Consider the following 23,994-nt stretch of genomic DNA (forward strand, 5'->3'; position numbering starts at 1 on the left):
GGGTTTAAATAATTTAGGCAAAGTGAACAAATTGGATTAGGCATAAAGGTTTAAATCCTTATGACAGCTTTATTCTAATACAATCAGATTATCCGTCCGGGTGATATTTTGAAGGTTAAATCAAGGGTACAATTGAGGAAATCCGATAGGAAGAAACTTTTTGAAGGGATGGAAGAAAAGTTTGGTAAGATCAGCCATCTTGAAGATAGTAAAATAGAAAGTGCCCGGGCAGATGACATGGAAGTCCTCATCGTAGAGGGTAAAATATTGTTCTTCAAGTATGAGGAAGACTGGCACCCTACAGTTAGAGGCGTGCTTGAATATGGTATAAATGAATATGTGGTAGTTGTGGACCAGGGTGCCGTTAAATTTGTAATTAATGGCGCGGATATTATGAGTCCGGGTATTGTTTCGGCAGACCCTGTTATAAAGGAAGGGGATATTGTCGTTATTAAAGAGGAAGCTCATAATAAACCACTGGCTATCGGAAAAGCTCTTGTCCCCGGGACCCAGATGGTTGCAGACTCAGGTAAAGCAGTAGAATCCCTGCATTATGTGGGAGATGAATTCTGGAATCTGGAACTTTAAGGCAAAGATATCTTTAAAATATAATGAACGTTATAAGAACATTATCGATCTTAAATTCAAAATAAAAGGTGCGGACTATGGCATTCATGGACAAATTGTTCGGAAGTGGAACTAAAGCTACGTCTTCTGCAGAGGAGTACACTGAACTTGATCTTGGTAAATATGAAGAGGTAATGGATGAGGAACCTGCTGAAACTTATGTAAGGGTTGCTGAACTTACCAATCTTAATGAATTACCGTCCCTTAAAAAGGAAATATATGATGGTAATATCCTCATGATTGATATTTCCAACATTAAGGCTGATAAACTTATGTTGGACCGTGCTTTGAAAGATCTCAAGGAAGTTATAATTGATGTCCACGGTGATATCGCGGGGATTAAAGAAGATCAGGTATTGGTAACACCAACTGGCGTAAAAATAGACAGGTCCAAGGTAATTGGTGGGAGATATTGAACCCTGAAAACGAAAAGAAAGAGGGTTTTGATACCCAAACCACATGTCCCCTTTGCCACAATGAAATGATTATACACTGGCAGAGCGATGATATACCTTTTTTTGGCGAAGTTATGTACGTAACGAGTCGGTGTGAGTGTGGTTTTCGTTTTACAGATACTATGATCTTGGCTCAGAAAGAGCCGATACGTTGTGAATTGAAAATAGAAAAGGAAGAAGACCTTAACTGCAGGGTTATCCGATCAATATCGGGAACTATAAGAATTCCTGAACTTGGTATTGTTGTAGAACCTGGAAATGTTTCTGATTCATATGTGACAAATGTTGAAGGATTGCTCTTCAGGGTCAGGGATGTAGTAGAAACTGCAATTAAATGGTCCGAAGATGACCCGGAAAAAGAGGCTGCCGGGAAAAAAATTCTGGAAAGGTTAAATGATACACTTTCCAGCAAGGCCAATCTTACCGTCATAATGGAAGATCCACTGGGCAACAGTACTATTATATCTGAGAGGGCATCCTGCAGCAATCTTACTCCGGAGGAGGCATCAGCACTTAAGACAGGGATGGTGATCCTGAATGCTGATTCCGCTGATCTTAAGGTTGACTCTTCTGAAAATATCCAACCTCTTGGAAACGACTATAAATAATGGGTCAATTTATCTTCGCAGGATTTTAAAAACAATTTCTGGTGACTTTATGGGCGAACAGGAAAAAGAAGCATCACTGCCATCAAAAGACAATTTCAGTGAATGGTATAATGAATTACTCCAAATTGCAAAGATAATGGATGTACGTTACCCTGTAAAGGGTCTCTATGTCTGGCATCCCTTCGGTTTTACTATTAGAAAAAAAACATATTCTATTATGCGGGAACTTCTGGATAGGGACCATGAAGAAACAATGTTTCCTCTGCTTATCCCCGAACACGAGTTTATGAAAGAGGCACAGCACATAAAGGGATTTGAGGAAGAGGTTTACTGGGTGACTCATGGGGGTACATCTCCTCTGGAAGTAAATCTTGCATTGCGGCCCACAAGTGAAACAGCTATATATCCTATGTATAAGCTCTGGGTGCGCTCTCATGCAGACCTTCCCTTACGCCTGTATCAGATTGTCAATACATTCCGCTATGAGACAAAGCATACACGTCCCCTTATCCGCCTCAGGGAGATAACTTCTTTCAAGGAAGCGCATACGGTTCATGCTACATGGGAGGACGCAGCCTCCCAGATTGATGAGGCGATGAGGATATACAAAGAATTCTATCGGCGGCTTGCAATCCCGGTCCTGTCTTCCAAAAGACCTGAATGGGATAAGTTCCCGGGTGCAGATTATACGATTGCTGTTGATTCACTGATGCCTGATGGCAGAACGCTTCAGGTGGGTACTGCCCATCATTTGGGCGACAATTTTGCAAAGACTTTTGAAATAACCTATGAAGATTCTGAAGGGGAGCAGGTATATGCTCACCAGGCCTGTTATGGAGTTTCCGAACGCTGTCTTGCAGCACTAATTTCCACTCATGGTGATGACAAGGGACTTGTACTTCCACCTGAGGTCGCCCCCGTCCAGGTTGTTATTATTCCTATCATATTCAAAAAGCCCGAAGAAGTTCTTTCAGCCTGTGAAATGGTCGCAGAAGATCTCAAGGATGCCGGTATTAAGGTCAAGATTGATGATAGCGATAAGCGCCCGGGTGCTAAATACTACAAGTGGGAGATGCAGGGTGTACCTATCAGGCTGGAAATTGGCCCCCGTGACCTGAAAAACCAGGCAGCAATGATGGCAAGAAGGGATACCGGTGAAAAAGAACAAATTCCACTTGAAGATATATCTTCAACCATAAAGGACACCTTCGCAGATATACATCAAAATCTGTATTCAAATGCTGATGCCCGGTTGCGGGAACATATTTTCCTTTGCGAGGGTCTGGAGCAGATCAAAGATAAACTGGCTCTGGGAATTGTTCAGACATACTGGTGTGGAAAAGAAGCTTGTGGTAAAGAGATGGAAGATGTCATTGGAGCCGGAATACTCGGAATACCGGATGAACAACCTGACTGTAAGGGTAAAAAATGCCCTCTGTGTGGTGAAGAGGCAGCCAATTCCATTTATATTGCAAGAACCTATTGAACTTAATAAAATAAAACAGTGGTTATCATGGATTCATTCCTATCTGCACATAAAGATGTACCCGAAAATCCTCTTTTCGTATGTGTGCTTTCCAATACCGAAACTGCATATATAGAGGGTCTTTCAGCCGCAGGAAAGAGTGCCAAACTGACAGATTATACGCCTGCTGGAGATGCTGAAGTGCTGGAGACGGGAAATATCATAAGTGTTCCCGTGCTGCCTATGACTCCTCCCTTTAACACTCCTACGCCCGGGCTCACTACACGTGCCGTTCTGGTTACTACGGGAGTTCCTCATGTATTTGTGCGTGCGGGTATGAAGCTCACCCCCAAGGTTCCGATGATAGACCTTGGAGTGCCTGCAGGGGCGGATATACGCAATAAAATTGCAGTAGATGATCCGCGCACTGTTTTCAAACGTGCAGAAGAAGCGGGTAAAAATCTGAAGGCAAAGTCAGATTTCATAGTTATTGGGGAGAGTATTCCCGGTGGAACAACAACTGCTCAGGCGGTTCTTAATGCTCTTGGGTATGATGGAAAAGTGAGCAGCAGTGCTTCAGTGAATCCTATAGGACTGAAAGCACGGGTTGTAAAGCAAGCTCTTGAATCATCAGATGTCACTCACGGAAAACTCAGGCATGACCCACTTGAAGCTGTACGTTGTGTGGGTGATCCCATGATGCCTGCAGTTGCCGGACTTGTTTCCGGTATAGGTAGTGACACACGTGTAATTCTTGCAGGCGGAACACAGATGGCTGCCGTATTCAGCATTATAAAACATATGGGAATGGATACAGGTAATCTTTCCATTGTTACTACGAGCTATGTGGCAAACGATGAAACTGCAAATTTCCGTGACCTGGCAAAACAGATTGGAGCAGAAATGTTTGCTGAAGACCTAGGATTTGGCAAATCAAAACTTGTAGGTCTGCAGCAGTACGAAAAGGGTTATGTGAAAGAAGGAGTCGGCGCAGGCGGGGCGTTTTATATGGGACGTTTGTTGGGCCACTCCCGTCAGGAAATGACGGCACAGGTGGAGAATATCTGCATTGAGCTGGCAGATCTGCTGGAAGATTACGAGTAAATTCACTACATATTTGCTGTGTTATCAGCCTCTGCACCGGTAAATATATTATATATGAGGTGTATTGGATGGATGCTTACACGTTCATGCAACGTGTTTTGCGGGGCTGTGGCCTAGCCAGGAATGGCGACGGGCTCCAGCGGATAAATGATGAACAACGGGTCTACTGAGGCTTGCCCGACGGGGTTTGCCAGTGAGGAACCGTTGGAGCACTGATATGTGTTCATAAGAACAATCAAAGCTGCTAAGTGCAGTTGTTCGGAGAGACCCGTCGATCGTGAGTTCGAATCTCACCAGCCCCACGTTTTTCTTTTCTGTTGTAACACAAACCTTTAAATCATATTGCCGTCGTATTAGCGGCGTGTTTCATCTACGGGAAGAATCCCGTTGGAGTGTGGCCTTTATGGCTGAACCGTCAATGAATGAAACAAGGTGAAATCATGTCAAAATCATTTTACAGTTATATAAGAGACGCATGGAAAAGGCCTGATGATTCTTATGTCAAGGATCTCAGGTGGGAAAGGCTTCAGGAATGGAGACGTGAAGGCTCAGTAACCCGTGTAAAAAGGCCTACCCGTGTAGACCGTGCACGTTCCCTTGGTTATAAGGCAAAACAGGGGGTCACAGTTGTGCGTGTAAAGGTACACCGTGGAAGCAGACGTAATTCCCGTTATATGCGTGGAAGAAGGACCCAGCATATGGGTAAAAACAAGATCACGGGAGAAAAGAGTCTCCAGAGAATTGCCGAGGAAAGGGCTTCACGCCGTCATCCTAACATGGAAGTACTCAATTCTTACTGGGTAGGAGAAGATGGAAAGAATAAATGGTTCGAAGCAATTCTTGTGGATCCATTCCATCCCGCCATTGTTAAAGACAAGGATCTTAACTGGGTGTGTGACAGTTCCAGCCGGGGACGTACCTTCCGTGGGAAAACAAGCGCAGGCAGAAAGAGCCGTGGTATGCGCAGTAAAGGAACCGGTACGGAGAAAACCAGGCCGAGTGTCCGGTCCAACAATAACCAGGGCAAGTGATTCACTATATAACATTGCGCGTAACTGCGCATGCAACCGAAGACAGGGACAGAGTAGTCTCGTCCCTGAAATTTCTTTTACCGGATATTATCCGTAACTCCTCGGATATCGACAACCAGATAAATACTCTGGTTGTGGATGGACATTACGGTAACCCGATGGTCCTGTATAGTTTGGATTTAAAGCGCAAGGCTGAAACTTCCGCTTTTATGGATCGTCTGGTTTCGGAATTATCTAAGTCACAAAGAGAGGAACTTGTTCGCCAACTTGATGAGCGTCTTGATGATCAGCTGATGCTGCATCTACGATTTAGCAAGCAAGAAGCATATTCAGGAAAACTGGTTACGGAATCATCTTCTGATGCGATTGCTGTCAAAATAAAAATAGCCACTTATCCTAAAGACAGAAATAAAGCCCTTGAAATGCTGGAGGATTTTTTTGAGCGGGTCTGATTACTACGATTTGAATATCCATGTGCTTCCGGATGGTTCAAGTTCTGTAAACCAGATGCTTTCAATTGCCAACCATCTTGGATATTCAGGAGTAGCCCTGACCAATCATATTGGCAAAGAACCAGCATCTGAAGGTTCGCATGAAGATATAGAACTGGTTCGGGGTGTGGAGATAGAAGTCCGTAATTCTTCAAAAATTCATGGTTTTGTTGGGAAGTTTCGTAAGAAAGTAGATGTTCTTGTGGTTCATGGGGGCAGCGAATCCATAAATCGCAGTGCAGTAGAAAATCCCAATGTAGATGTCCTGACTAATCTTCCCACCGGCAAAGATAATGGTTTTAATCATGTCCTTGCAAAAGCAGCCCATAATAATGAAGTGGCGATCGCATTCAACCTTGATGCCATAATCAAACAGAGAGGTGGAAGAAGGGTGCATGCTCTGGGACATTTCAGGAAAAATTTACAACTTGCAAGAAAATACAATGTTCCTACAATACTGACGAGCAATGCTATGTCTTGCTATGACATGCGGGCTCCCAGGGAAATGATTGCGCTTGCCGGGTTGTTTGGTATGGAAGAAGATGAAGCAAATGCAGCTCTGAGTACGATTCCGGAAGGAATTATTAAACGCAACCGGAGAAATTCCTCAATCCCTCAAGGTGTGCGCATTATTCAATACAATAGTCAGGAGTTTTGTTAATGAAAGTCCTGCCTCCCACTCTTCGGGACCCGAAAAGATACCTTGCACTGGAACTAATTTGCGAGGTCCGGGTTTCACGGGATGATTTTCTCAATGAGGTTTTTTCCAATTCTGCTGCATTAATAGGAGATTTTGGTTCAAGTCAGGTCGGAATCCGGTTACTGGATTTTAATGATAATATGGGTATACTTCGCTGCAAGCGAGGTTCAGAAGACCTGACCCGAGCTATACTTGCTACAATTACAAGAGTAGGTGGCTATCCTATAATTGTAAATGTACTTGGAATTGCGGGTACTGTGCGGTCGGCAACCGAAAAGTACATTGAAAAAAGGGATTCATATAGCGTCCCTAATAACAAACACATATAAATGGATAGAAACTATATTATACGTTGTTATCGATACCACGTGCATAAGAATTAATAGGAGATAGATACGAAATGCAGATGGCACCACAAATGGGTTATGATAGAGCGATCACGGTTTTCAGTCCTGATGGCAGAATATTTCAGGTAGAATATGCCCGTGAGGCAGTAAAGAGAGGAACCACAGCTGCTGGAATCAAAGCCCGTGACGGTGTAGTCCTCCTGGTGGACAAAAGAATTACCAGTCATTTGATTGAAGCTGAATCCATTGAAAAGATATTCCAGATTGATGAACACATTGGAGTAGCTACTTCGGGACTTGTGGCTGATGCACGTGCTCTTGTAGACCGTGCCAGAGTAGAAGCACAGGTTAATGTTGTCTCCTATGATGAGCCTATAAGCGTTGATGTGCTTTCAAAGAAGATTTGTGATCACAAGCAGACCTACACTCAGTATGGTGGTGTACGTCCTTATGGAACAGCTCTTCTGATAGCAGGTGTTGATGGCTCCATTCCAAAACTCTTCGAAACAGATCCCAGTGGGGCAATGCTTGAATACAAGGCAACAGCCATTGGTGCTGGTAGGAATGCTTTCATGGAAGTTTTCGAAGAACAATATAAGGAAGATATGAATCTGGATGAAGCAATAATGCTTGGTATGGAAGCCCTTTACAACGCTTCAGACATGAAATTGGATGCATCCACTCTGGAAGTCGGTGTGGTGAAAGTGGAAGATAAGATGTTCACCAAATATTCCAGTCAGCAGGTTGAATCCTATGTGGAGCGGATTCTTGAAAACCACAAAGATGAAACCGAAGACGCAGAAGATGAAGAAGCAGAAAAGTAAATCCACAGGTGTGAAAAATTATGGTATCTCTTGATGAAGCTTTGATTGCACGTCTTAAGAAGGGAAATAACCACTTTGAAGTGTTGGTTGACCCTGATGGTGCTTTTGATTACAGGCAAGGAGAAGATGTAAAGCTGGAAACAATTCTTGCTGTTGAAGATATTTTCTCGGATGCAAAGAAAGGAGACCATGCAGCAGAATCCGATATCATTAACAGTTTTGGTACGGATGATGTGTATGAAGTTGCAGGCAACATCATAATGCATGGTGAACTCCAACTTACCCAGGAACAGAGGAAGCATTTCCTTGAAGAAAAGACCAAGCAGGTTGTAAGCATTATTGCCCGTAATGCGATTAATCCGCAAACACGTGCACCTCATCCACCCGGCCGTATAAGAACTGCAATGGAAGAAGCAAAAGTACACATTGATCCTCTCAAAAGTGTTGATGAACAGGTAAAGATTGTGATGAAAGCGATTCGTCCAATAATTCCTATCAAGTTTGAAGAGGTTGATATTAAGGTACAGATTCCTCCTTCATATGCAGCTAAATCTTACGGTGAAATAGCAAATTTTGGAACTCTTGTAAAAGATAAATGGGAAAATGATGGTTCCTGGACAGCTGTAGTCAGGATGCCCGCAGGGTTGCAGAATGATTTTTATGGTCTTATTAACAGGCTCACAAAAGGCGATGCTGAGACTGAGCTCTTATAAGGAGATTTCAGGATGAAACGCAAAATCGTTTATCCCGGTCAGATGCTTTCCGAAAATGAAAAGCAATCTGGAATAGGTACATATGTGCAGGACGGCAAAGTATATTCACTGTTCTACGGGGTAGCCAATGATAAGAATCGTGTAACAGTTGTTCCTTTTTCAGGTAAGTACATACCGTCCCCGAAAGATTATGTGATAGGTTATGTAATAGAAGTAACTTCATCAAACTGGATATTTGACATCGGCTCCCCCTATGACGGACTTCTTCATGTATCTGAATATCCCAAAAGAGTGGATAGTTCAATGATGCGAAAGGAAATAGATATCTGGGATTGTGCGATTTTGCGTATAAAAGATGTTAATACTTCCATGAAAGTGGAACTTTCAATGAAGGATCGAGGTCTTCGCCGTCTGGATGAAGGCAGGATTATAGATGTATCCACTACGAAGGTCCCACGTATCATCGGTCATAATGGATCAATGGTTTCAATGCTCAAAAAGGAATCCAATTGTGACATCTTCATAGGACAAAACGGAAGGATATGGTTAAAGGGTAAAGATGAAGATATGAACAGGCTGACACAGGCCATAGAGATAATCGAAAATAAATCCCACATATCAGGATTAACCAACCATATTAGTGCTTTTTTGCGTTATGAAGAATCCGATGAAATTGAGGAAAAGGAAAAACCTGTACCATTTACCAGTAGTAAGAAGGACTACACAGAAGACGCTTGCCGAAAAGTAGATGTGCTGCTTAGTGATGAAGATGAAAATTGAGCGGCCCCTTAATATTTAATATACTGAGCAGGATTTTGGAGAACTTGTAATGAGTGATAAACCGGAACGTTTTATTGATGATGAGGGTCTCCGCCTTGATGGAAGGCGTGTTGATGAGATCCGCCCCATGAAAGTAGAGATGGGTGTGCTTTCAAGAGCCGATGGCTCATGTTACCTTGAATGGGGAAATAATAAGGTGCTTGCAGCAGTTTATGGCCCCCGTGAACTGCACCCGAGAAGGATGCAGAAACCCAACGAAGTACTTGTGCGCTACAAATATAATATGGCTTCTTTTTCTGTGGAAGACAGGATAAGACCGGGCCCAAGCAGAAGGAGTACCGAGATATCCAAGGTCAGTGGAGAAGCTTTTGAACCTGTTGTGATGACACAATATTACCCCGGCGCTGTAATAGATGTATTCGCAGAAGTTTTACAGGCCGATGCAGGGACCAGGACTGCTGCTATTAATGCAGCAACACTTGCTCTTGCAGATGCTGGCATACCCATGAAAGGGCTTGTTTCAGCCTGTGCAGTCGGGAAAGTTGATGGACAGCTTGTCCTTGATCTCAACAAACCAGAAGATAATTATGGTCAGGCCGATCTTCCTGTCGCAATGACCCAGGACGGGGAAATAACCCTTCTCCAGATGGATGGGCATCTTACTCCTGAAGAACTCGAAGAGGGCCTGGAAATGGTTAAAAAAGGCTGCCAGCAAATTATTGAAATTCAGCGTGAAGCCCTTATTTCCAGATATGGGAATGAGGATGAAGAGGGAGAAGAAGCTGAAGAGGACAGTCCAGAAGAAGTCCCTGAATCTGAAGAAGGCGAAGAAGAGGAAGGAGAAAGGGATGGCTCATTCGACAATGAAGAATCTGAAGCCGAAAACCTGGATGAAAATGAAGTAACCAAAGAGGATGAGGGTGAAGAAGATGAGCGGCAGTGAGGTTATTTCCAGACTGAAAAGAGATTATATTTACAACCTTATGCTCAAGGGTGAACGTGAAGACGGTCGCCAATTCAATGAGCTAAGGGATATTGCTCTTGAAACAGGCATCATCGATAAAGCAGAAGGTTCTGCAATGGTACAGTATGGGGATACCCAGGTAATGGTGGGTGTCAAAATGCAGGTTGGTACTCCTTTCCCCGACAGTCCTGCAGAAGGAGTTATCATAACAAGTATGGAACTTAATCCGATTGCTTCACCTGATTTTGAAGCAGGTCCTCCCAGAGAAAAAGCTATCGAGATGGGCAGGATTGTGGATAGAGGAATAAGGGAATCTGGCGCAATAGATATAAACAAGCTCTGTATTACGGAAGGCGAAGAGGTATGGATGGTTTTCATTGATGTTCATGTTCTGAACAATTCCGGAAATATACTTGATGCTGCATCCCTGGGTGCAATCGCTGCCCTTATGACCACAACAGTACCTTCTGAAAGAGAAGGAAAAGGTGAAGATTATCCCATGCCTGTGCGTGAAATGCCTGTGGGTGTATCGCTGGTCAAGATTGGTGACGAAATGGTGTTAGACCCCACGTATGGTGAAGAATCGGTATGTGAAACAAGAATTACCATTTCCTCTAATCAGGACGGTTCGATTTGTTCAATGCAAAAAAGTGGCTCAGGTAGTTTGTCACCGGCACAGGTTGTTAAGGCAAGTAAGATCGCAAAGGAAAAAGGCGAGATTATACGAGAAAAGTATTTATTGGAAATATGAGTAAAAGGGTTTTCAGATCATACCATCCAAGGAGACAATTATCATGGCAAAAAAGTATTCAAAAAAGGGAAGGGTTTCCCGTTCAGCAGGAAGATACGGTACCAGATACGGTCGTAAGGATCGTAAACTTGTTGGAGATATCGAAGAACGGACACATATGCCACATACCTGTGTAAAATGTGACAGGCCTACTGTAAAAAGGGTCGGTACAGGTATATGGGAATGCAGGAAATGTGGCCACACCTTTGCAGGTGGTACATACACCCCATCCACTTCTGTGGGCAAAACGATATCCAGAACCGTTAAGAAAGCAGTCGAACAGGTTGAGTAATAGATATGGATTATAAATGTACCCGGTGTAAAAGAGCGGTTGAAATTGACTACCAGTACACTGGAATACGCTGTCCTTATTGTGGTAATCGTATTCTTGTAAAAGGAAGGCCTACCACTATAAAGACGTTGAAAGCAGAGTGAGAGGATGTTAATTTCCTCATCACGCTCTCCTTCACCTCCAACCCGTACCCTTTGTAAGTATCTTGCATCTTTTTTTAACTGCAAGTATGTCACAAGGGGTAAAAGTGGTTTACAGGACATACTGTATGATATGGATACTGAAATCCTGCTTATTGTAGGGCAATATCATGGTAATCCTGCCAGCCTGACTTTTTTTGATAGTGAAGGACAACAACAATTATCCATATGGATGAATGTTGTATTCCATGACAAACCTCAAAAATCTTCTTTAAAGAACAGCATACCATCCATTATAGGCAGGGGTAAACTGGCAGGATTGCTCGGTGATTTATTACCTGAGAGTGGTAATAATTCCAGGTGTTCAATTCAGGTAGCTGATGACCTGATGAGTTTTTATTGTAATGACAATAATCTATTCAATCTAAAGATAAAAGGGTTCAAGACAATGGATGATTAAGTATGGATTCATATTCAGAAACAATCATTGAAACTCCGGATGCCCTTAAATTGTACCTGTCTGTAAAACCAGAACTGGATAGATTGGTTACCGATCGTTCATCAATAGAAATGGATGTCAAAGACTATCAGTTGATAATGAGAGTTACATCAGATGACCTGATATCAATGAGGTCCACATTGAATACATGGTATAGGTTGGTCAAAGTAGCATCCGAAATGATCTCTCTTACATCCTCAAATTAATTCCCATCCTGTTTTATACGTACTTTGAATATCTATATTCGATGAAAAACTTTAAATCCATTCTTGTTCAAGTTAAATCTGGAGGGAAATTATGGCTCTTAAAACATGTAAGAAAAACAGTGAGAGACCTCTTTGTTTATGGGTTCGTGCCTGCAAAAAATTCAATAAAATAGCAAAGCAGCAGGATTATTATGAGGGAAGTCGCCTATCAAATGAAGAAGACGAACTTTAATTTACATTGGCGCATTCACTTTAAAGAAAGTTAAAATTCATTTATATTTACCCCAGGCCTTTGTTTGGGCTTTTCTTATAATTTCCCTTACCGGTATTCCGGTAATTGTTGAAACCTCTTTACAATCATCATATTCTGCTGAGATGTGCAATATGCCACTGTCTGGTGTATGGGCTATCTTGATTGCAATTTGATAGGGAGTATCGTTAATTTCAAGTTCGACTGTCCCCATTTTACGGTCTGCTATATATCGGTGCTTTGTAGGGATAGTCCGGATACCAAGGCTTCCGGTCTCTTCCATGATTATCCTGGCAAGTTCTTCGCCATGGTGTGAATGGGTTATAACCTTGATGATGTGTCCTGCTCTTCCCTTTTTCATTGTTGCAGGTATTATGGATACGTCTTTAGCACCATTTTCCAGTAAGCGATCGAAAAGATTTCCCAGTACTTCTCCTGTTACATCGTCGACATTTGTTTCAAGTACTTCCACTTCATCCCTGGATAGTGCTTTGTCTGTTTCTATCATAAAGGTGCGCAGCACATTGGGCCAATCATTGTCGATATCTCCTGCTCCGTATCCAGTATCCCGGACTTTGCCGGCAGGAATAGTCAGGGTGGTTTTTGCAAAATGGGCCAAAAGGGCAGCTCCTGTGGGTGTTAGGAGTTCCGTGTTTCCTTTGCCATAAAATTCCAGTCCAGACGCTTTTAATATTTCAAGGGTTGCAGGGGCAGGTATCGGCATAATCCCGTGAGATGTGTTCACTGTCCCTGTTCCTGCATTTATAGGTAGGCAAAGAACTTCTCTTATGCCCAGCTGATGCATTGCAATGCATGAGCCGATGACATCTGCAAGAGCATCGGTTTGTCCCACTTCATGAAAATGTAATTCTTCAATTGGTTTTCCATGAATCTTTGATTCAGCATCTGCAAGGATACCGAAAACACTGATAGCATCGTTTTCTATATCTGAAGCAATCCCGCATCCCCTTATGAATTTTTCGATTTCCCGGTAACTTCTGGCATTTTCAAAACCAGGTGCATTGAATTTGACATCAACAGCTTCAATCCCCAGTTTGACTTTTTTTCCAAAAAACATCGAGATATCAAGTATTGATTCAAGAATCTCTTTTATTTTGCTTCCATCGGCCCCGAGTGAAATCAATGAACCCATAATCATATCACCGGCAGCACCGGAGAACGGATCGAATAATAGAATTTTCATGATAACTGGCTCTTTTGATTCTCAGTAACAGTTGAATTAGTCTGTTCTCGTGCAGCAGCAACTGTATTTGCGATCCTGCCTGCGAATGCTCCGGCAACAAAACCTGCATCGATGTTAACAACAGACAGAACCGAGCATGACTGTAGCATTGAATAGAGGGCAGCTTCACCCTTTGCCCCTATTCCATATCCGGTGGATACAGGCAGGCCTATTACAGGTACATCAAAAAGGCTCGATACCACGGTTGGTAATGTGCCCTCTCTTCCGGCTGCAACCACTACAGCATCCGGTCTGTCTGATTCCAGGTTCTTTACTTCGTTAAGCAACCTGTGAAGACCGGCAACTCCCACATCATATATCTTCACAGTCTCACATCCCATCTCCGCTGCCGTCATCCGTGCCTCTTCTGCAACATTGATATCAGCAGTACCGGCTGAAATTATAGCCACAACACCTCCGGTCTTTCCAATGGATGTCCCATCATGCACAACTGCAGTCCTGTGGTGGATTCCCCAATCTATCCTTTCACTGCCAAATTCATTTTCCAGACATGAGGCTTGATCTTTGTTAAGGCGGGTTATAAGGACACGACCCGTTGCCTCAATCTGGGCTTTTGCAATTTCCAGAATATCTTCCGGCATTTTTCCTTCTGCAAGTACTGCTTCCATGATACCTGTCCTGTGTTTCCTGAAGGTATCGATGTTGGCGACATCACATACCGGAACATAACCCAGGGATTGGATACAGGCCTGGGTATCATCAATTCCGATTTCATCGTTTTTGTATTTTTGAAGAAGATCTTTGAGATTCATTGCTGACCTCTCTATCCTGTAATGAATTGTGTGTTGCAATATGATTCATATATGTGGCTATCTATTATAGTTCTAATTATCCCTTATAGAAACAACAGGAGATAAATAATCATGGAAAACCCAGCGGGAGACAAACCAAAAATCGATGATAGTGCCTGGATTGCTGACAGTGCCGTTGTAATGGGAAATGTAAAGATTGAGGCAGAGGTCCTTGTAGCACCAAATGCTGTAATACGGGCAGATGAACCGGGTGCATCGATTGTTATCGGAAAAGGATGCAATATACAGGACAATGTGGTTCTTCACGGGGTTGAAGGGTCGAAAGTAGTTATCTCTGAAGGTACTTCGCTGGCTCATGGGTGTATCGTGCATGGACCGTGCCAGTTGGGTAAAAGATGTTTCATAGGTTTTGGTGCGGTAGTATTTGACAGTGTCCTCGAAGATGATGTAGTGGTACTTCATAATGCTACAGTACAGGGTGTCCATCTACCCGCATCCAAAAGTGTGCCTGTAGGCCACACTGTACTGAGTGAAAGAGATGTCACAGGATTGCCATCTGTTGGTCAGGACCTTATGGATTTTAAACACAGAGTTTCCAGTGTGAACCTGGAGCTTGTTGAAGGTTATCGTAAGATGGACACTGACTGAGCAAAAATATGGAAGGTTAATTCCCTTCCATTAAATAATTTAGACTTTAAAGTATCCATTCCTTTACATCATCAATCGAAGGAATCTTGCCCGCAATCTTTACATCACCGTCTACAACGACTGCGGGTGTTACCATTACACCGTAATCCATAACACTGTTTATATCTTCAACTTTTGTGATTTCGGCTTCGATTCCTGCTTCCTTTACTGCCTTTTCGACTACTTCAAAGGTCTTTTTGCACTTTGCACATCCGGTTCCAAGAATTTCTATTTTCATTTGATTTTCTCCTGTCACTTTCTTATTAGTTAGTTATTTTTTTGTTTACGCCTGCATTTTGCAGTATTGCTATAAGCTCATCACAGTGGGGCATCTTTTCTCTTATTTTGTCTGTAACACTATCCATATCGTATTCCAACCTGTATACTTTAAACTCCAGTGAATCGGTATCAAGTACAGCACATGAGGCTTGTGGAATGCCATCGCGTGGTTGTCCTACTGATCCGGGATTTACAATGGTAATATTTCCGGCATTCCTTTCCATTGGAATGTGAGAGTGGCCGACTACCAGCAGATCCGCTTCAACTCCTTCCAGCATTTCCTGTACTTCTGCATCAGGTGTTTGTGGTTTTATATACTCATAAAAGGATCTGGGACTTCCATGTGTAAATAAAACCCTGCCTCCTTTGTATTCCTTTTCAATTTTTAAAGGAAGCTTTTTCAAAAAATCCAGCTGGGTATCATCCAGCTGTTCTTTTGTGTAATCCCTCGTGGCAATTGAAAGATGCTTGATCTCATAACTGCAGCCACAATCAATCCCTGTTGCAACTGCATTATCGTGGTTTCCCTTTATTACGGGTATATTGTTTTCCATCATGAAATCGATTACTTCTTTGGGTGATGGGCCATAGTCCACCAGATCACCCAGACAGATAACCCCGTCATGAGGAATTTCCATTGCAGCTTCCAGAGCTTTCATATTCCCATGTATATCCGAAATCACAAGCAGTTTCATATTTTACCTCTTTATACAAAATAAAGGCCGAATATAAGGCCGGCGATTGATGCAACTGTTACTACCAAAGCTATGTACAGGGAAGTTTTTTTCACTCCCATTATCCTGCTGATTACGATCATATTCGGAAGACTCAGTGCAGGGCCTGCAAGCAACATTGCCAGGGCCGGACCTCTTCCCATCCCAAGTTCTGTAAGGGCGCTGATAATAGGCACTTCTGTCAGGGTGGAGAAATACATCAGTGCTGCGGCAACCGATGCTATGAAACTTGCACCGAAAGATGCTCCTCCAACCACTGCAGCCACATAATCTGCCGGCAACAGTTCCACCATAATACCTGCAAAGAAAACACCAAGCAAAAGCAGAGGTGTTATTTGCTTTATCAGGAACCATGTTTCTGACATCCAGTCTTTCAATTCATCTTTACTGAACCAGTTGAATGATAGGAACACTGTTATCAAAACAAGCACAGTTTCCACGGCTAGCAGCGGAATCCATTCCGTAAGTATCTCCGGAACAACCAGGATTGCCAGAAGTAGGAGGAAAAGATATGCGCTGTGAGCATGTTTTTCTCCACCAATATTTTTAAATCCTTCCTTTTTCTCCCTGTGGCGCTCGAATACGGCTGCCATTGTAAGTCCAATAGCAATTGACAGAAGGATTGCAATTACAGCTCTTGCCACTCCCAGGTCATATCCCAGGATTTTTGCTGTGTAGACAATTGCCAGGATATTTATTGCTGGTGCCGCGAACAGGAAGGTAGTTGCAGGCCCTATTCCTGCACCCCTGCGATAGATTCCTGCAAAAAGCGGTAGCACCGTACAGCTGCATACCGCAAGCAGGCAACCTGAAACTGCAGCGATTGGGTAGGAAATGTATTTTGAGGTCTCACTGCCAAAGAATTTCAGTACTGATTCTTTGGAAAAGAGGGATGCTATAGCTCCGGCCAGGAAAAAGGCCGGCACCAGGCATAACAGTACATGTAGGGCCAGATACTCCTGGACAGATTCCAGTCCTACAATAGCAAGATTATAAATTAACGATTGATCAGGCATTGTGTAACCTCTATTTCAATATTATTTGAAACAATGGTATATAAAACTATTCATTTCAACTTTTGTTGAAACACATCATATGCCTGAGTAATAAAGCCCTTTGGAGTATACCTTTGAGTGCGGGATATTTTTTTTACTTTTTCCATCCAGAATTTTCCTGAATTCAGAGACCACACTTGCTACTTTCTGATTGCTTTCTTGTGGAAACTCCAGACGAAGAACATTGATACCGGTATTCTTCATATCATCTATATTATTCAACATGTTGATGACATGGGAATCATAGATCACAGTTCTGTTTCTCCATCTTTTAACCGGATACCTGTCTATCTTTTTGTGCTGCAGGAAAGCATTGCTATTTTCATCATAGAATCCTTTATCCACAATTGGTTTGAGCAGGTCATGCTCGGTAACAAGTAGTTGTTGCCTGCCATAGGCTATCGCCTCAAACTGGACACCATTGCCTGACGTCTGCACAACATTCTTCGTTTCTTCAAGTGTAAGTTCAGGGGAAAGGATTACACGGGATGCACCATTTTCCTGCAACACATTTGCCGTAAGGGAATTGAAAACAGTGAAGTTTTTCAGTGCAACACAATTAATTTCCATCTGGTGTGCCAAATGGAGTGTTCCCGGCTCACCACATCCGACAGTATATCCTCTTGACTTTATTTTTTCAAGGATATCTGTCCATTCTTCGAGTTCTTTTTCATGAATAATAGCAGGCAATGTGAATACTATTTCAATATTTTTCTTTTTTATTTTTAGAACGAGTTCCCTGTTGTCCTCGACTGTGCCGAAAATATTTCCGGGGATATATATGATGTCCGCTCCGCTATCAGCAGCTGCTTTTGCTCCCTCGATGTCTGCCACTTCTACAGACAGGAGTAATTTACCTGGAATTCTATTTGCGGTTTTGTGTTTGACTGCTGGTATTTTTGGGTTTATAGGCTGCCTGTGGAAACTTTCCAGTTGTTTCTCCTGAAGTTTCTCCACAACACTGCGACGGGCCCGGGTGAGTTCCCCGAGGGGTACAAAGATATCTTCTTCACCTTTCAACTCAATTTCATCTGCTATATAGGGGGTATCTCCCAGTCTTTTTATTATGTCGGTAATCTGTTCTACAGAAGTAGGGGCTTTTTTTGGCCTCTGTACGAGATAATCAGACACATAAAGCACTTCTATATCTGCTGCAGAAGCAGTAATTTCAAGTTGTCTGCCGATATTTGCACGTATCTGGAAATTCACAGGTACCTTTTTAACATCCCTTTCACTCATTTCTTCCAGAAGGGAAACGTCTGTATTCAGGTATACATCGTCCCCGGTTTTTACAGATTTTACCGTTTTGGGACTGATATGTATGTAGGGGATACTCCCCTTTTCTGCTACCTCAACTTCCCCGCCGTCAACTGTGAGCCTTTCAACCTTTGACCCAAGCATCCTTTGTCTTGTATGGATGCTTATCCCATCATTGACTTCAAGTGTCTGGTTTAATTTCACTTTAATGGATGCAGCGTTTTTACTTCTCTTTACCCGGCGTGTCTTACCCAGAAATGCCCCATAACTGGAGCTGTATTCGGGATGGGTCACGTTCCTGTCCCCCAGTACAAAACCACGGGTAAAACCTCTGTAAAATAGCTTTGCCAGGTCATTCTCCCTTTCCTGCAACCAGCTGGGATCGGGTCTTTTATCCTGGCAGATTAGCTCTGCAGTTTCTCTGTATATTTCAGAACTGGCGGTCACATACTCAGCTCTTTTCATACGCCCTTCTATCTTGAGACTTTTGATACCTGTGTTGATGAGTTCTTCCAATCCCGGCAGGGTACAGAGTTCAGCACAACTTATTGGGGATACACCGCCAATATGATGGTTCATGTTCTTGCCATTGATATACAGCTCGAATTCCCATCGGCAAGGCTGGGCACATGCACCACGGTTTGCGCTCCGGTTGGCAGCAAAGCTGCTAAAGAGACACTGCCCGGAGTAAGAATAACAAAGAGCACCATGGGCAAAGATTTCTATTTCCATATCGGTGCTGTCAATGATGTGTTTCAATTCTGCAGTGTCAAGTTCCCTTGCTACAATTATTCTTGAGAGACCAAGTTTTTCCAGAAATTTGACAGTTTCAGTGTTATTGGTGTTTAGCTGGGTGCTCCCATGTATGGGTAGGTCAGGATAATTCTTTTTGACCAGGTCTATAAATCCGAAATCCCTCATGATAACTGCGTCAATTCCCGTTGCGTAGGCGCGGTCTATGACATCGATCGCATCCTGTAGTTCCGTTTCTTTCAACGGCACATTGAATGCTAAATATACTGAGATTCCATGCAGATGGGCAAGATCTATTGCATTTTCCATCTCTTCGGGTGTAAAATTGGATGCCCCCTGGCGGGCATTGAATTCACCAACCCCCAGATAAACAGCATCAGTTCCTCCCCCGATAGCGCCCAGCAGTGAATCATAATTTCCGACAGGCGACAGTATTTCCGGGGGAGTAATTTTTTCAGGATGTTTGGCCATAGTTTTTCATTTTCCGTTGCAGTTTGTCTTTTTATGCAACAGAACAGTACAAGTTATATGAATGCTTCGAACGATTTACTTACCTTTTTGGACCATCCATCCGACAACAGGAGGCAGCCAGCAGAGATTTGCTACAATGGTCTCAAAGGCGGTAAAAGTCTGTGTTGTCGGGCTGAATCCGAGAATTCGGGCTGAAAGCAGTCCCAATGGCACCAGCAGGATTACAGCAATACTGGTAAGCATCACAGGATGATGTATGTATCGATCTATTCCTGCAGACCACGAACCTTCGATTCGTTTGAGATACACAAGTCCGGAAATATTGGCACCGATCTGGTCACTAAGGGCATAAAAGTAGGGAATATAGAATCCCTGTATGCCATATACATCAACTCCTGCCATTCGGCTTGCAGCATCTATTATCCAGGGGATTGCAATACCAAAAAATTTCCCCCAGCCGTATGCTTGGGCCATTGATCCAGCTGCACCTTCCAGATGTTGCCTGATTGAGTACAAACCTTCAAGTATTGATTCTCCCTCGCCTGCAAGAGTCCTCACGATCCACTGGCCAAAGGGATTGGTCTGGTATCCCTGAATATCAAGAAATATGCCGGCAATCAAACCTAAAATATAACCCGGAACAGTATAGCGAAGTAATTCATCAAATCCTTCACCCTCCAGTTCTTCCTCTTCCATACTCTCTTCTCCGGGCGATTTCAAATGTGATATCGAAGGCATTTATATTAAATAGTTGTAATGCAATACAGAAGGGCTGTTATTCCTCTAATAAATGTTACAATTATCTGAAGGCAATACGGTGATCCGGTCAATACTTGATAATGATATGTACAAGCTGACCATGCAAATGGCAGTACTTGAGCTTTTTCCTGAAGCACAGGCAGAATATCGCTTCATAAACCGTGGAGATCAACGTTTCAATTCCCGGTTCAAGGAAAAATTTGAACGTATCGTCCGGGAAGAAATTCCCAAATTACGCCTTCTGGATGAAGAACGACAGTGGCTGGGAAAGAATTGTCCTTTTTTCAAACATACCTACCTTGACCATCTACAAAATTACCGCTTTAATCCCGATGAGGTTGAGATTTTCCTGACGGATGACAATAATCTTGATATCCGTATCAAAGGCCCGTGGCATAGTACCATTCTCTGGGAAATCGTGCTCATGGCCACCGTTTCCGAGCTTTATTTTGAAGCAATTGAAAATAACTGGACCGATAAATATCTTTCAAAGACTAACCTTCTGGACAAATATGCAGATACGATAAAGGAAGTATCCGACAAACTTGATAATGCCGGATGTGTACTAAGTGAATTCGGAACTCGCCGTCGTCGCAGTTTTGAACTTCACGACAGGGTCGTGGAAACCTTAAGTCGATCCCGCAGTTTTGCAGGTACAAGTAATGTATATCTTGCAATGAAATATGGAACCCGGCCGATAGGTACGATAGGTCATGAATGGATTATGGGTAATTCTGCTCTTGTGGGTTTGCGCAACGCCAACAAATTTGCCTTTGAAAACTGGGTCAAAGTTTATGATGGCAGACTCGGTATTGCCCTTGCAGATACCTATGGGTATGATGCCTTCTTCAACAACTTTGATGGCCGCCTGGCACGTCTTTATGATGGTATCAGGCATGATAGTGGTGACCCTTATGCTTTCATTGACAAGGCAGTTCAACATTACAAAGATCTTGGAATTGATTCTTCCCAGAAGATGGTGGTATTCAGTAATTCCCTCCGGGCCGAAGATGCAATCAGGATACAGGAATATTGTAAGGATAAAATCAAGTGCAGTTTCGGTATCGGTACAAGCCTGACCAATAACTCAGAGTTTTTCCGGAAGAATCCTCCGTTGAATATTGTGATCAAGTTGCATAAAATCAATGGTATTCCTGTTGTCAAGCTCAGCGACTCAGAGGAAAAAGTAACAGGCGACAGGGATGCTGTAAGAGTGGCCAATTATATATTTGGTACAAAAGGACTTGATGAGGAATAAAGATCAATTCTTTTTTGTGATTGTTTCTGTCTCAAAGATGTTTTTAAGGTCCTTTACGTCTAATTTTACATCAAATTCTTTTAACTTAAAGAATTTCTTGGCACGCATGTCATCTTCTTCCAGTCGAAGATCACTTTCAACGATATCGGCTTTCTCAAGACGTTTCAGGTGAAGATACAGTACCTGTCTGGAAACATCGAGTTCTTTGGCAAGCTCATATACATACCATTCCCTGTCTGCAAGCATACATATGAGTTTCAGTCGAAGAGGATGAGATAAAGCTTCGCCAAGGCTGACAACTCCCTGAAGTTTTTTTTGCATGGGTTGTACCTTTACACTAACGGTTAAACTAAATTATATCTCATCAAGTTTATCCCTTATTTCTTCGACCATTTTTTTTGTATCCCTTACTTCATTTTCCAGCCTGTTCAAGCGTTCCAGATCTGCTGTTTTCTGGCTTTCACTATTTATGGCACCACTGCGCGTTAAAAGCACGACAACAGCACCAACTACGAGCAGGATAAGAAGTAAATTTAGTATCACTCCCCATATCGAAAACCCTGTGCCATACATCATATTTCCATACATCATATTATCATGTCACCCGTGTAAAAGATTCATTTGTCCAATAATTAGACTTCATCAAATTTATCTTTTATTTCTTCAATCATCTTTTTTGTATCTTTGACCTCATTTTCCAGTCTGTTTAAACGCTCCGTGTCTCCTTTATTTTGGCTTTCAGCATTTATATTTTCATTGCGTGGCGTATTCTGGCTACCACAACACATTGTGCCACCTCGGTTCAAAAATGAAACAACGAAGCCTATGACTAGTAAGATCAGGAGGAAATTTAATATCATTCCCCATACGGAAAAACCTGTGCCGTACATCATATTACCAAACATCATATTATTGTATCACCTCTAAATAAAAAGAATATGGAGGCTTAACGGTAACCCATCATGTGGCCGCCGGCCCCTCTCTGATACCTGTAGTTGTTCTGGTATTCATAGGATTCCTGTGTTGCATAGGCCGAAAAATCCTCGATTACATCTTCTGTTATTGAATCTACACGTCCCTGTTTAATAGTGTCCTGATCAATGTAGTTGATTACAAACCAGCGTCCCATCTGATAGACGTTTTCATCGTTTACATCAATACCTGTGGTTTCTTCAAAAAGTGAGATTGCTTCATCTTCGCCAATCACTGATGTTGCACCCTCGTCTGAATAAACTCCGTTGGAATTATATCCCTGTCCATAGCCATAGTTGCAGTAATAGCCTGCTCCGCTGCCATCGACATAACCACTGTTTCGTGAGTCGGTGAGTCCATATCCGCCACCTGCCCAGTGAGCTGAAACGGTCCCTATCAGCATTATGCCGATAAGGATGGTGCCTGCAAGCACTACAATTGTTTTATTTTCCATTTCTATCACCTTTTCTGTTACATACATGTGTAATGTATTTGTTACACATATAGATGTGTGCTTGCGCATATTTATAGTTAACGATTGTGAATCATCTTGTCAGACATAACTGAAAAGCAAAAAAGCAAAATTTGTTATTAATTCAAAATTAAAATGAGGTGGTCTAGACGTATAGATGTCACCTCATATTCACGAAATAAAAAAGTACAAAGATTCAGCCAAACATCTCATGAGCTGCTTCTATCATATCATGCAACCTTTCCACAGGGATACCGATTATCATTTCATCTTCTGCAACATTGGCATACTTTCGACTTCCTCCACAACCCAGGGATGCGCTTATGTGCCCATCCTTATAGGGCTGGACTACCCCGTCAGCACACATACTTTGGATTCCTGCAAAACTTGCATTAACACGGCCACCGAAACGGTGCAAAAGGGCCTGTGAGAGTTGCATTGCCTTTTTTGGTGTATCGATAACAAGTACCACATCCGGAATGAAACTTACCTTATCAAGAGGGCCATATAATACTGCTTTGATGGAACCCGCTTCTAAGGTTGGGACTTGTTGCATGGTACGTCTTGCGGAATTGATTGTTTTGTAACGGTTCAGGTTGTAGTACACATCTCCGTTGGCAAGTTTGGGCGTCATTTCCTGTAGTCCCATAACAGCTGCACCGCCTTTGCATTGCTGGTCATCAACCAGGGCATAGAACTCACTTGCCTCTTTGCGGGCTTTGTCTACCATCTGGCAGTGTCTCATTTTTTCTTCAATTTTATTGATACCTTCAGGTATTTCATGAGTGCCTGGCACAAGTCCAATAGCTACCGGTGGATTTTTGAGCTTTAACAGGTCTTTCAATTCTTTTCCCATCTGGTTTATTTCTTCAATTTTCATTTTTTTATTCCTTGTTTGTCAAATGCGAAGATACTATGTTCATGGCACATTACTGCTCAATATATAAGTTTTGCATCTTAATTGCCTGACTGGGTTTTGATTTAAAAGCGATATC

33 protein-coding genes and 1 tRNA gene are annotated in these 23,994 nt (G+C 42.6%); 22 read left to right on the forward strand and 12 right to left on the reverse strand.

Annotated features, from left to right (window positions below; genetic code table 11):
• The first annotated feature begins 108 nt into the window (after positions 1–108).
• The 20 genes from MMAH_RS03975 (at position 109) to MMAH_RS10465 (ending at position 12,268) form a co-directional block, all read left to right on the forward strand.
• A complete protein-coding gene (locus tag MMAH_RS03975; protein WP_048902108.1) occupies positions 109–588 on the forward strand; it encodes a DUF1947 domain-containing protein in 480 nt (159 codons plus the stop codon).
• 77 nt (positions 589–665) lie between these two features.
• Positions 666–1,043, forward strand: a complete 378-nt coding sequence (locus tag MMAH_RS03980) for a cell division protein SepF (RefSeq protein WP_013037251.1) — start codon at positions 666–668, stop codon at positions 1,041–1,043.
• A complete protein-coding gene (locus tag MMAH_RS03985) occupies positions 1,040–1,690 on the forward strand; it encodes a ZPR1 zinc finger domain-containing protein (protein WP_013037252.1) in 651 nt (216 codons plus the stop codon). Before MMAH_RS03980 ends, MMAH_RS03985 begins: the two co-directional genes overlap by 4 nt.
• A gap of 49 nt (positions 1,691–1,739) precedes the next feature.
• On the forward strand, positions 1,740–3,176 hold the full coding sequence (gene proS, locus MMAH_RS03990; RefSeq protein ID WP_013037253.1) for a proline--tRNA ligase: 1,437 nt from the start codon (positions 1,740–1,742) through the stop codon (positions 3,174–3,176).
• 27 nt (positions 3,177–3,203) lie between these two features.
• Positions 3,204–4,259: a nicotinate mononucleotide-dependent phosphoribosyltransferase CobT gene (gene cobT / locus MMAH_RS03995; RefSeq protein WP_013037254.1), complete on the forward strand. Its 1,056-nt coding sequence runs from the start codon at positions 3,204–3,206 to the stop codon at positions 4,257–4,259.
• A 102-nt stretch (positions 4,260–4,361) separates the two neighbouring features.
• Positions 4,362–4,561: transfer RNA gene (locus MMAH_RS10460), tRNA-Trp, on the forward strand.
• Positions 4,562–4,699: 138 nt separating this feature from the next.
• On the forward strand, positions 4,700–5,290 hold the full coding sequence (locus tag MMAH_RS04000) for a 50S ribosomal protein L15e (protein WP_013037255.1): 591 nt from the start codon (positions 4,700–4,702) through the stop codon (positions 5,288–5,290).
• Between the two features lie 14 nt (positions 5,291–5,304).
• Entirely contained in the window at positions 5,305–5,742 is a 438-nt protein-coding gene (locus MMAH_RS04005; protein ID WP_172632572.1) for an RNA-binding protein, read from the forward strand.
• A complete protein-coding gene (gene rnp3, locus MMAH_RS04010) occupies positions 5,729–6,442 on the forward strand; it encodes a ribonuclease P protein component 3 (protein WP_013037257.1) in 714 nt (237 codons plus the stop codon). Before MMAH_RS04005 ends, rnp3 begins: the two co-directional genes overlap by 14 nt.
• A complete protein-coding gene (locus MMAH_RS04015) occupies positions 6,442–6,810 on the forward strand; it encodes an Rpp14/Pop5 family protein (RefSeq protein ID WP_013037258.1) in 369 nt (122 codons plus the stop codon). Before rnp3 ends, MMAH_RS04015 begins: the two co-directional genes overlap by 1 nt.
• Positions 6,811–6,881: 71 nt before the next feature.
• A complete protein-coding gene (gene psmA, locus MMAH_RS04020) occupies positions 6,882–7,652 on the forward strand; it encodes an archaeal proteasome endopeptidase complex subunit alpha (RefSeq protein WP_013037259.1) in 771 nt (256 codons plus the stop codon).
• 20 nt (positions 7,653–7,672) lie between these two features.
• Entirely contained in the window at positions 7,673–8,365 is a 693-nt protein-coding gene (locus tag MMAH_RS04025) for a ribosome assembly factor SBDS (protein WP_013037260.1), read from the forward strand.
• Positions 8,366–8,377: 12 nt separating this feature from the next.
• Positions 8,378–9,145, forward strand: a complete 768-nt coding sequence (gene rrp4, locus MMAH_RS04030) for an exosome complex RNA-binding protein Rrp4 (protein WP_013037261.1) — start codon at positions 8,378–8,380, stop codon at positions 9,143–9,145.
• Positions 9,146–9,194: 49 nt separating this feature from the next.
• Positions 9,195–10,088: an exosome complex exonuclease Rrp41 gene (gene rrp41, locus MMAH_RS04035; protein WP_013037262.1), complete on the forward strand. Its 894-nt coding sequence runs from the start codon at positions 9,195–9,197 to the stop codon at positions 10,086–10,088.
• Positions 10,066–10,860, forward strand: a complete 795-nt coding sequence (rrp42, locus tag MMAH_RS04040; protein ID WP_048902255.1) for an exosome complex protein Rrp42 — start codon at positions 10,066–10,068, stop codon at positions 10,858–10,860. The genes rrp41 and rrp42 overlap by 23 nt, the downstream gene beginning before the upstream one ends.
• Before the next feature lie 43 nt (positions 10,861–10,903).
• Positions 10,904–11,191: a 50S ribosomal protein L37ae gene (locus tag MMAH_RS04045; protein ID WP_013037264.1), complete on the forward strand. Its 288-nt coding sequence runs from the start codon at positions 10,904–10,906 to the stop codon at positions 11,189–11,191.
• 5 nt (positions 11,192–11,196) lie between these two features.
• On the forward strand, positions 11,197–11,334 hold the full coding sequence (locus tag MMAH_RS10310) for a DNA-directed RNA polymerase subunit P (protein ID WP_013037265.1): 138 nt from the start codon (positions 11,197–11,199) through the stop codon (positions 11,332–11,334).
• 4 nt (positions 11,335–11,338) lie between these two features.
• Complete coding sequence (locus tag MMAH_RS04050; protein ID WP_013037266.1) at positions 11,339–11,791, forward strand: rRNA maturation protein; 453 nt, start codon at positions 11,339–11,341, stop codon at positions 11,789–11,791.
• 2 nt (positions 11,792–11,793) lie between these two features.
• On the forward strand, positions 11,794–12,036 hold the full coding sequence (locus MMAH_RS04055; protein ID WP_013037267.1) for a KEOPS complex subunit Pcc1: 243 nt from the start codon (positions 11,794–11,796) through the stop codon (positions 12,034–12,036).
• A gap of 91 nt (positions 12,037–12,127) precedes the next feature.
• Positions 12,128–12,268: a hypothetical protein gene (locus tag MMAH_RS10465; RefSeq protein ID WP_013037268.1), complete on the forward strand. Its 141-nt coding sequence runs from the start codon at positions 12,128–12,130 to the stop codon at positions 12,266–12,268.
• Between the two features lie 37 nt (positions 12,269–12,305).
• On the opposite strand, the gene larC is transcribed toward MMAH_RS10465, so the two are convergent.
• The gene (larC, locus tag MMAH_RS04060) at positions 12,306–13,490 is read right to left on the reverse strand and encodes a nickel pincer cofactor biosynthesis protein LarC (RefSeq protein ID WP_013037269.1); all 1,185 of its coding nucleotides are present in this window, start codon (positions 13,488–13,490) and stop codon (positions 12,306–12,308) included.
• Positions 13,487–14,302, reverse strand: coding sequence for a nickel pincer cofactor biosynthesis protein LarB (gene larB / locus MMAH_RS04065; RefSeq protein WP_013037270.1), 816 nt, complete (start codon positions 14,300–14,302; stop codon positions 13,487–13,489). Before larB ends, larC begins: the two co-directional genes overlap by 4 nt.
• Before the next feature lie 111 nt (positions 14,303–14,413).
• Between larB and MMAH_RS04070 the strand changes: the two genes are divergently transcribed.
• Positions 14,414–14,950, forward strand: coding sequence for an LbetaH domain-containing protein (locus MMAH_RS04070; protein ID WP_013037271.1), 537 nt, complete (start codon positions 14,414–14,416; stop codon positions 14,948–14,950).
• Positions 14,951–14,996: 46 nt separating this feature from the next.
• On the opposite strand, the gene MMAH_RS04075 is transcribed toward MMAH_RS04070, so the two are convergent.
• The 5 genes from MMAH_RS04075 to MMAH_RS04095 all read right to left on the reverse strand — a co-directional run bounded on the left by MMAH_RS04075 (position 14,997) and on the right by MMAH_RS04095 (position 20,234).
• Positions 14,997–15,227 (reverse strand): thioredoxin family protein, encoded by a 231-nt coding sequence (locus MMAH_RS04075; protein WP_013037272.1) that lies wholly within the window; start codon positions 15,225–15,227, stop codon positions 14,997–14,999.
• Positions 15,228–15,252: 25 nt separating this feature from the next.
• Positions 15,253–15,963: a metallophosphoesterase family protein gene (locus tag MMAH_RS04080; RefSeq protein WP_013037273.1), complete on the reverse strand. Its 711-nt coding sequence runs from the start codon at positions 15,961–15,963 to the stop codon at positions 15,253–15,255.
• 11 nt (positions 15,964–15,974) lie between these two features.
• Positions 15,975–17,018 (reverse strand): permease, encoded by a 1,044-nt coding sequence (locus MMAH_RS04085; RefSeq protein ID WP_013037274.1) that lies wholly within the window; start codon positions 17,016–17,018, stop codon positions 15,975–15,977.
• 75 nt (positions 17,019–17,093) lie between these two features.
• Positions 17,094–19,538, reverse strand: a complete 2,445-nt coding sequence (locus MMAH_RS04090; protein ID WP_013037275.1) for a DUF3656 domain-containing U32 family peptidase — start codon at positions 19,536–19,538, stop codon at positions 17,094–17,096.
• Positions 19,539–19,613: 75 nt separating this feature from the next.
• A complete protein-coding gene (locus tag MMAH_RS04095) occupies positions 19,614–20,234 on the reverse strand; it encodes a hypothetical protein (protein WP_013037276.1) in 621 nt (206 codons plus the stop codon).
• A 121-nt stretch (positions 20,235–20,355) separates the two neighbouring features.
• Here MMAH_RS04095 and pncB point away from each other — a divergent pair, with 121 nt between their 5' ends.
• On the forward strand, positions 20,356–21,555 hold the full coding sequence (pncB, locus tag MMAH_RS04100; protein WP_048902110.1) for a nicotinate phosphoribosyltransferase: 1,200 nt from the start codon (positions 20,356–20,358) through the stop codon (positions 21,553–21,555).
• A gap of 3 nt (positions 21,556–21,558) precedes the next feature.
• On the opposite strand, the gene MMAH_RS04105 is transcribed toward pncB, so the two are convergent.
• The 5 genes from MMAH_RS04105 to MMAH_RS04125 form a co-directional block, all read right to left on the reverse strand.
• Complete coding sequence (locus tag MMAH_RS04105) at positions 21,559–21,876, reverse strand: ArsR/SmtB family transcription factor (RefSeq protein WP_013037278.1); 318 nt, start codon at positions 21,874–21,876, stop codon at positions 21,559–21,561.
• A gap of 33 nt (positions 21,877–21,909) precedes the next feature.
• Entirely contained in the window at positions 21,910–22,146 is a 237-nt protein-coding gene (locus tag MMAH_RS04110) for a hypothetical protein (RefSeq protein ID WP_157198691.1), read from the reverse strand.
• A 41-nt stretch (positions 22,147–22,187) separates the two neighbouring features.
• Positions 22,188–22,463 (reverse strand): hypothetical protein, encoded by a 276-nt coding sequence (locus MMAH_RS04115; RefSeq protein WP_013037280.1) that lies wholly within the window; start codon positions 22,461–22,463, stop codon positions 22,188–22,190.
• Positions 22,464–22,501: 38 nt separating this feature from the next.
• Entirely contained in the window at positions 22,502–22,981 is a 480-nt protein-coding gene (locus MMAH_RS04120; RefSeq protein ID WP_048902111.1) for a hypothetical protein, read from the reverse strand.
• A gap of 214 nt (positions 22,982–23,195) precedes the next feature.
• Complete coding sequence (locus MMAH_RS04125) at positions 23,196–23,879, reverse strand: DUF169 domain-containing protein (RefSeq protein ID WP_013037282.1); 684 nt, start codon at positions 23,877–23,879, stop codon at positions 23,196–23,198.
• Positions 23,880–23,994: the final 115 nt, after the last annotated feature.

The sequence above is a fragment of the Methanohalophilus mahii DSM 5219 genome (assembly GCF_000025865.1).
Taxonomy (GTDB): domain Archaea; phylum Halobacteriota; class Methanosarcinia; order Methanosarcinales; family Methanosarcinaceae; genus Methanohalophilus; species Methanohalophilus mahii.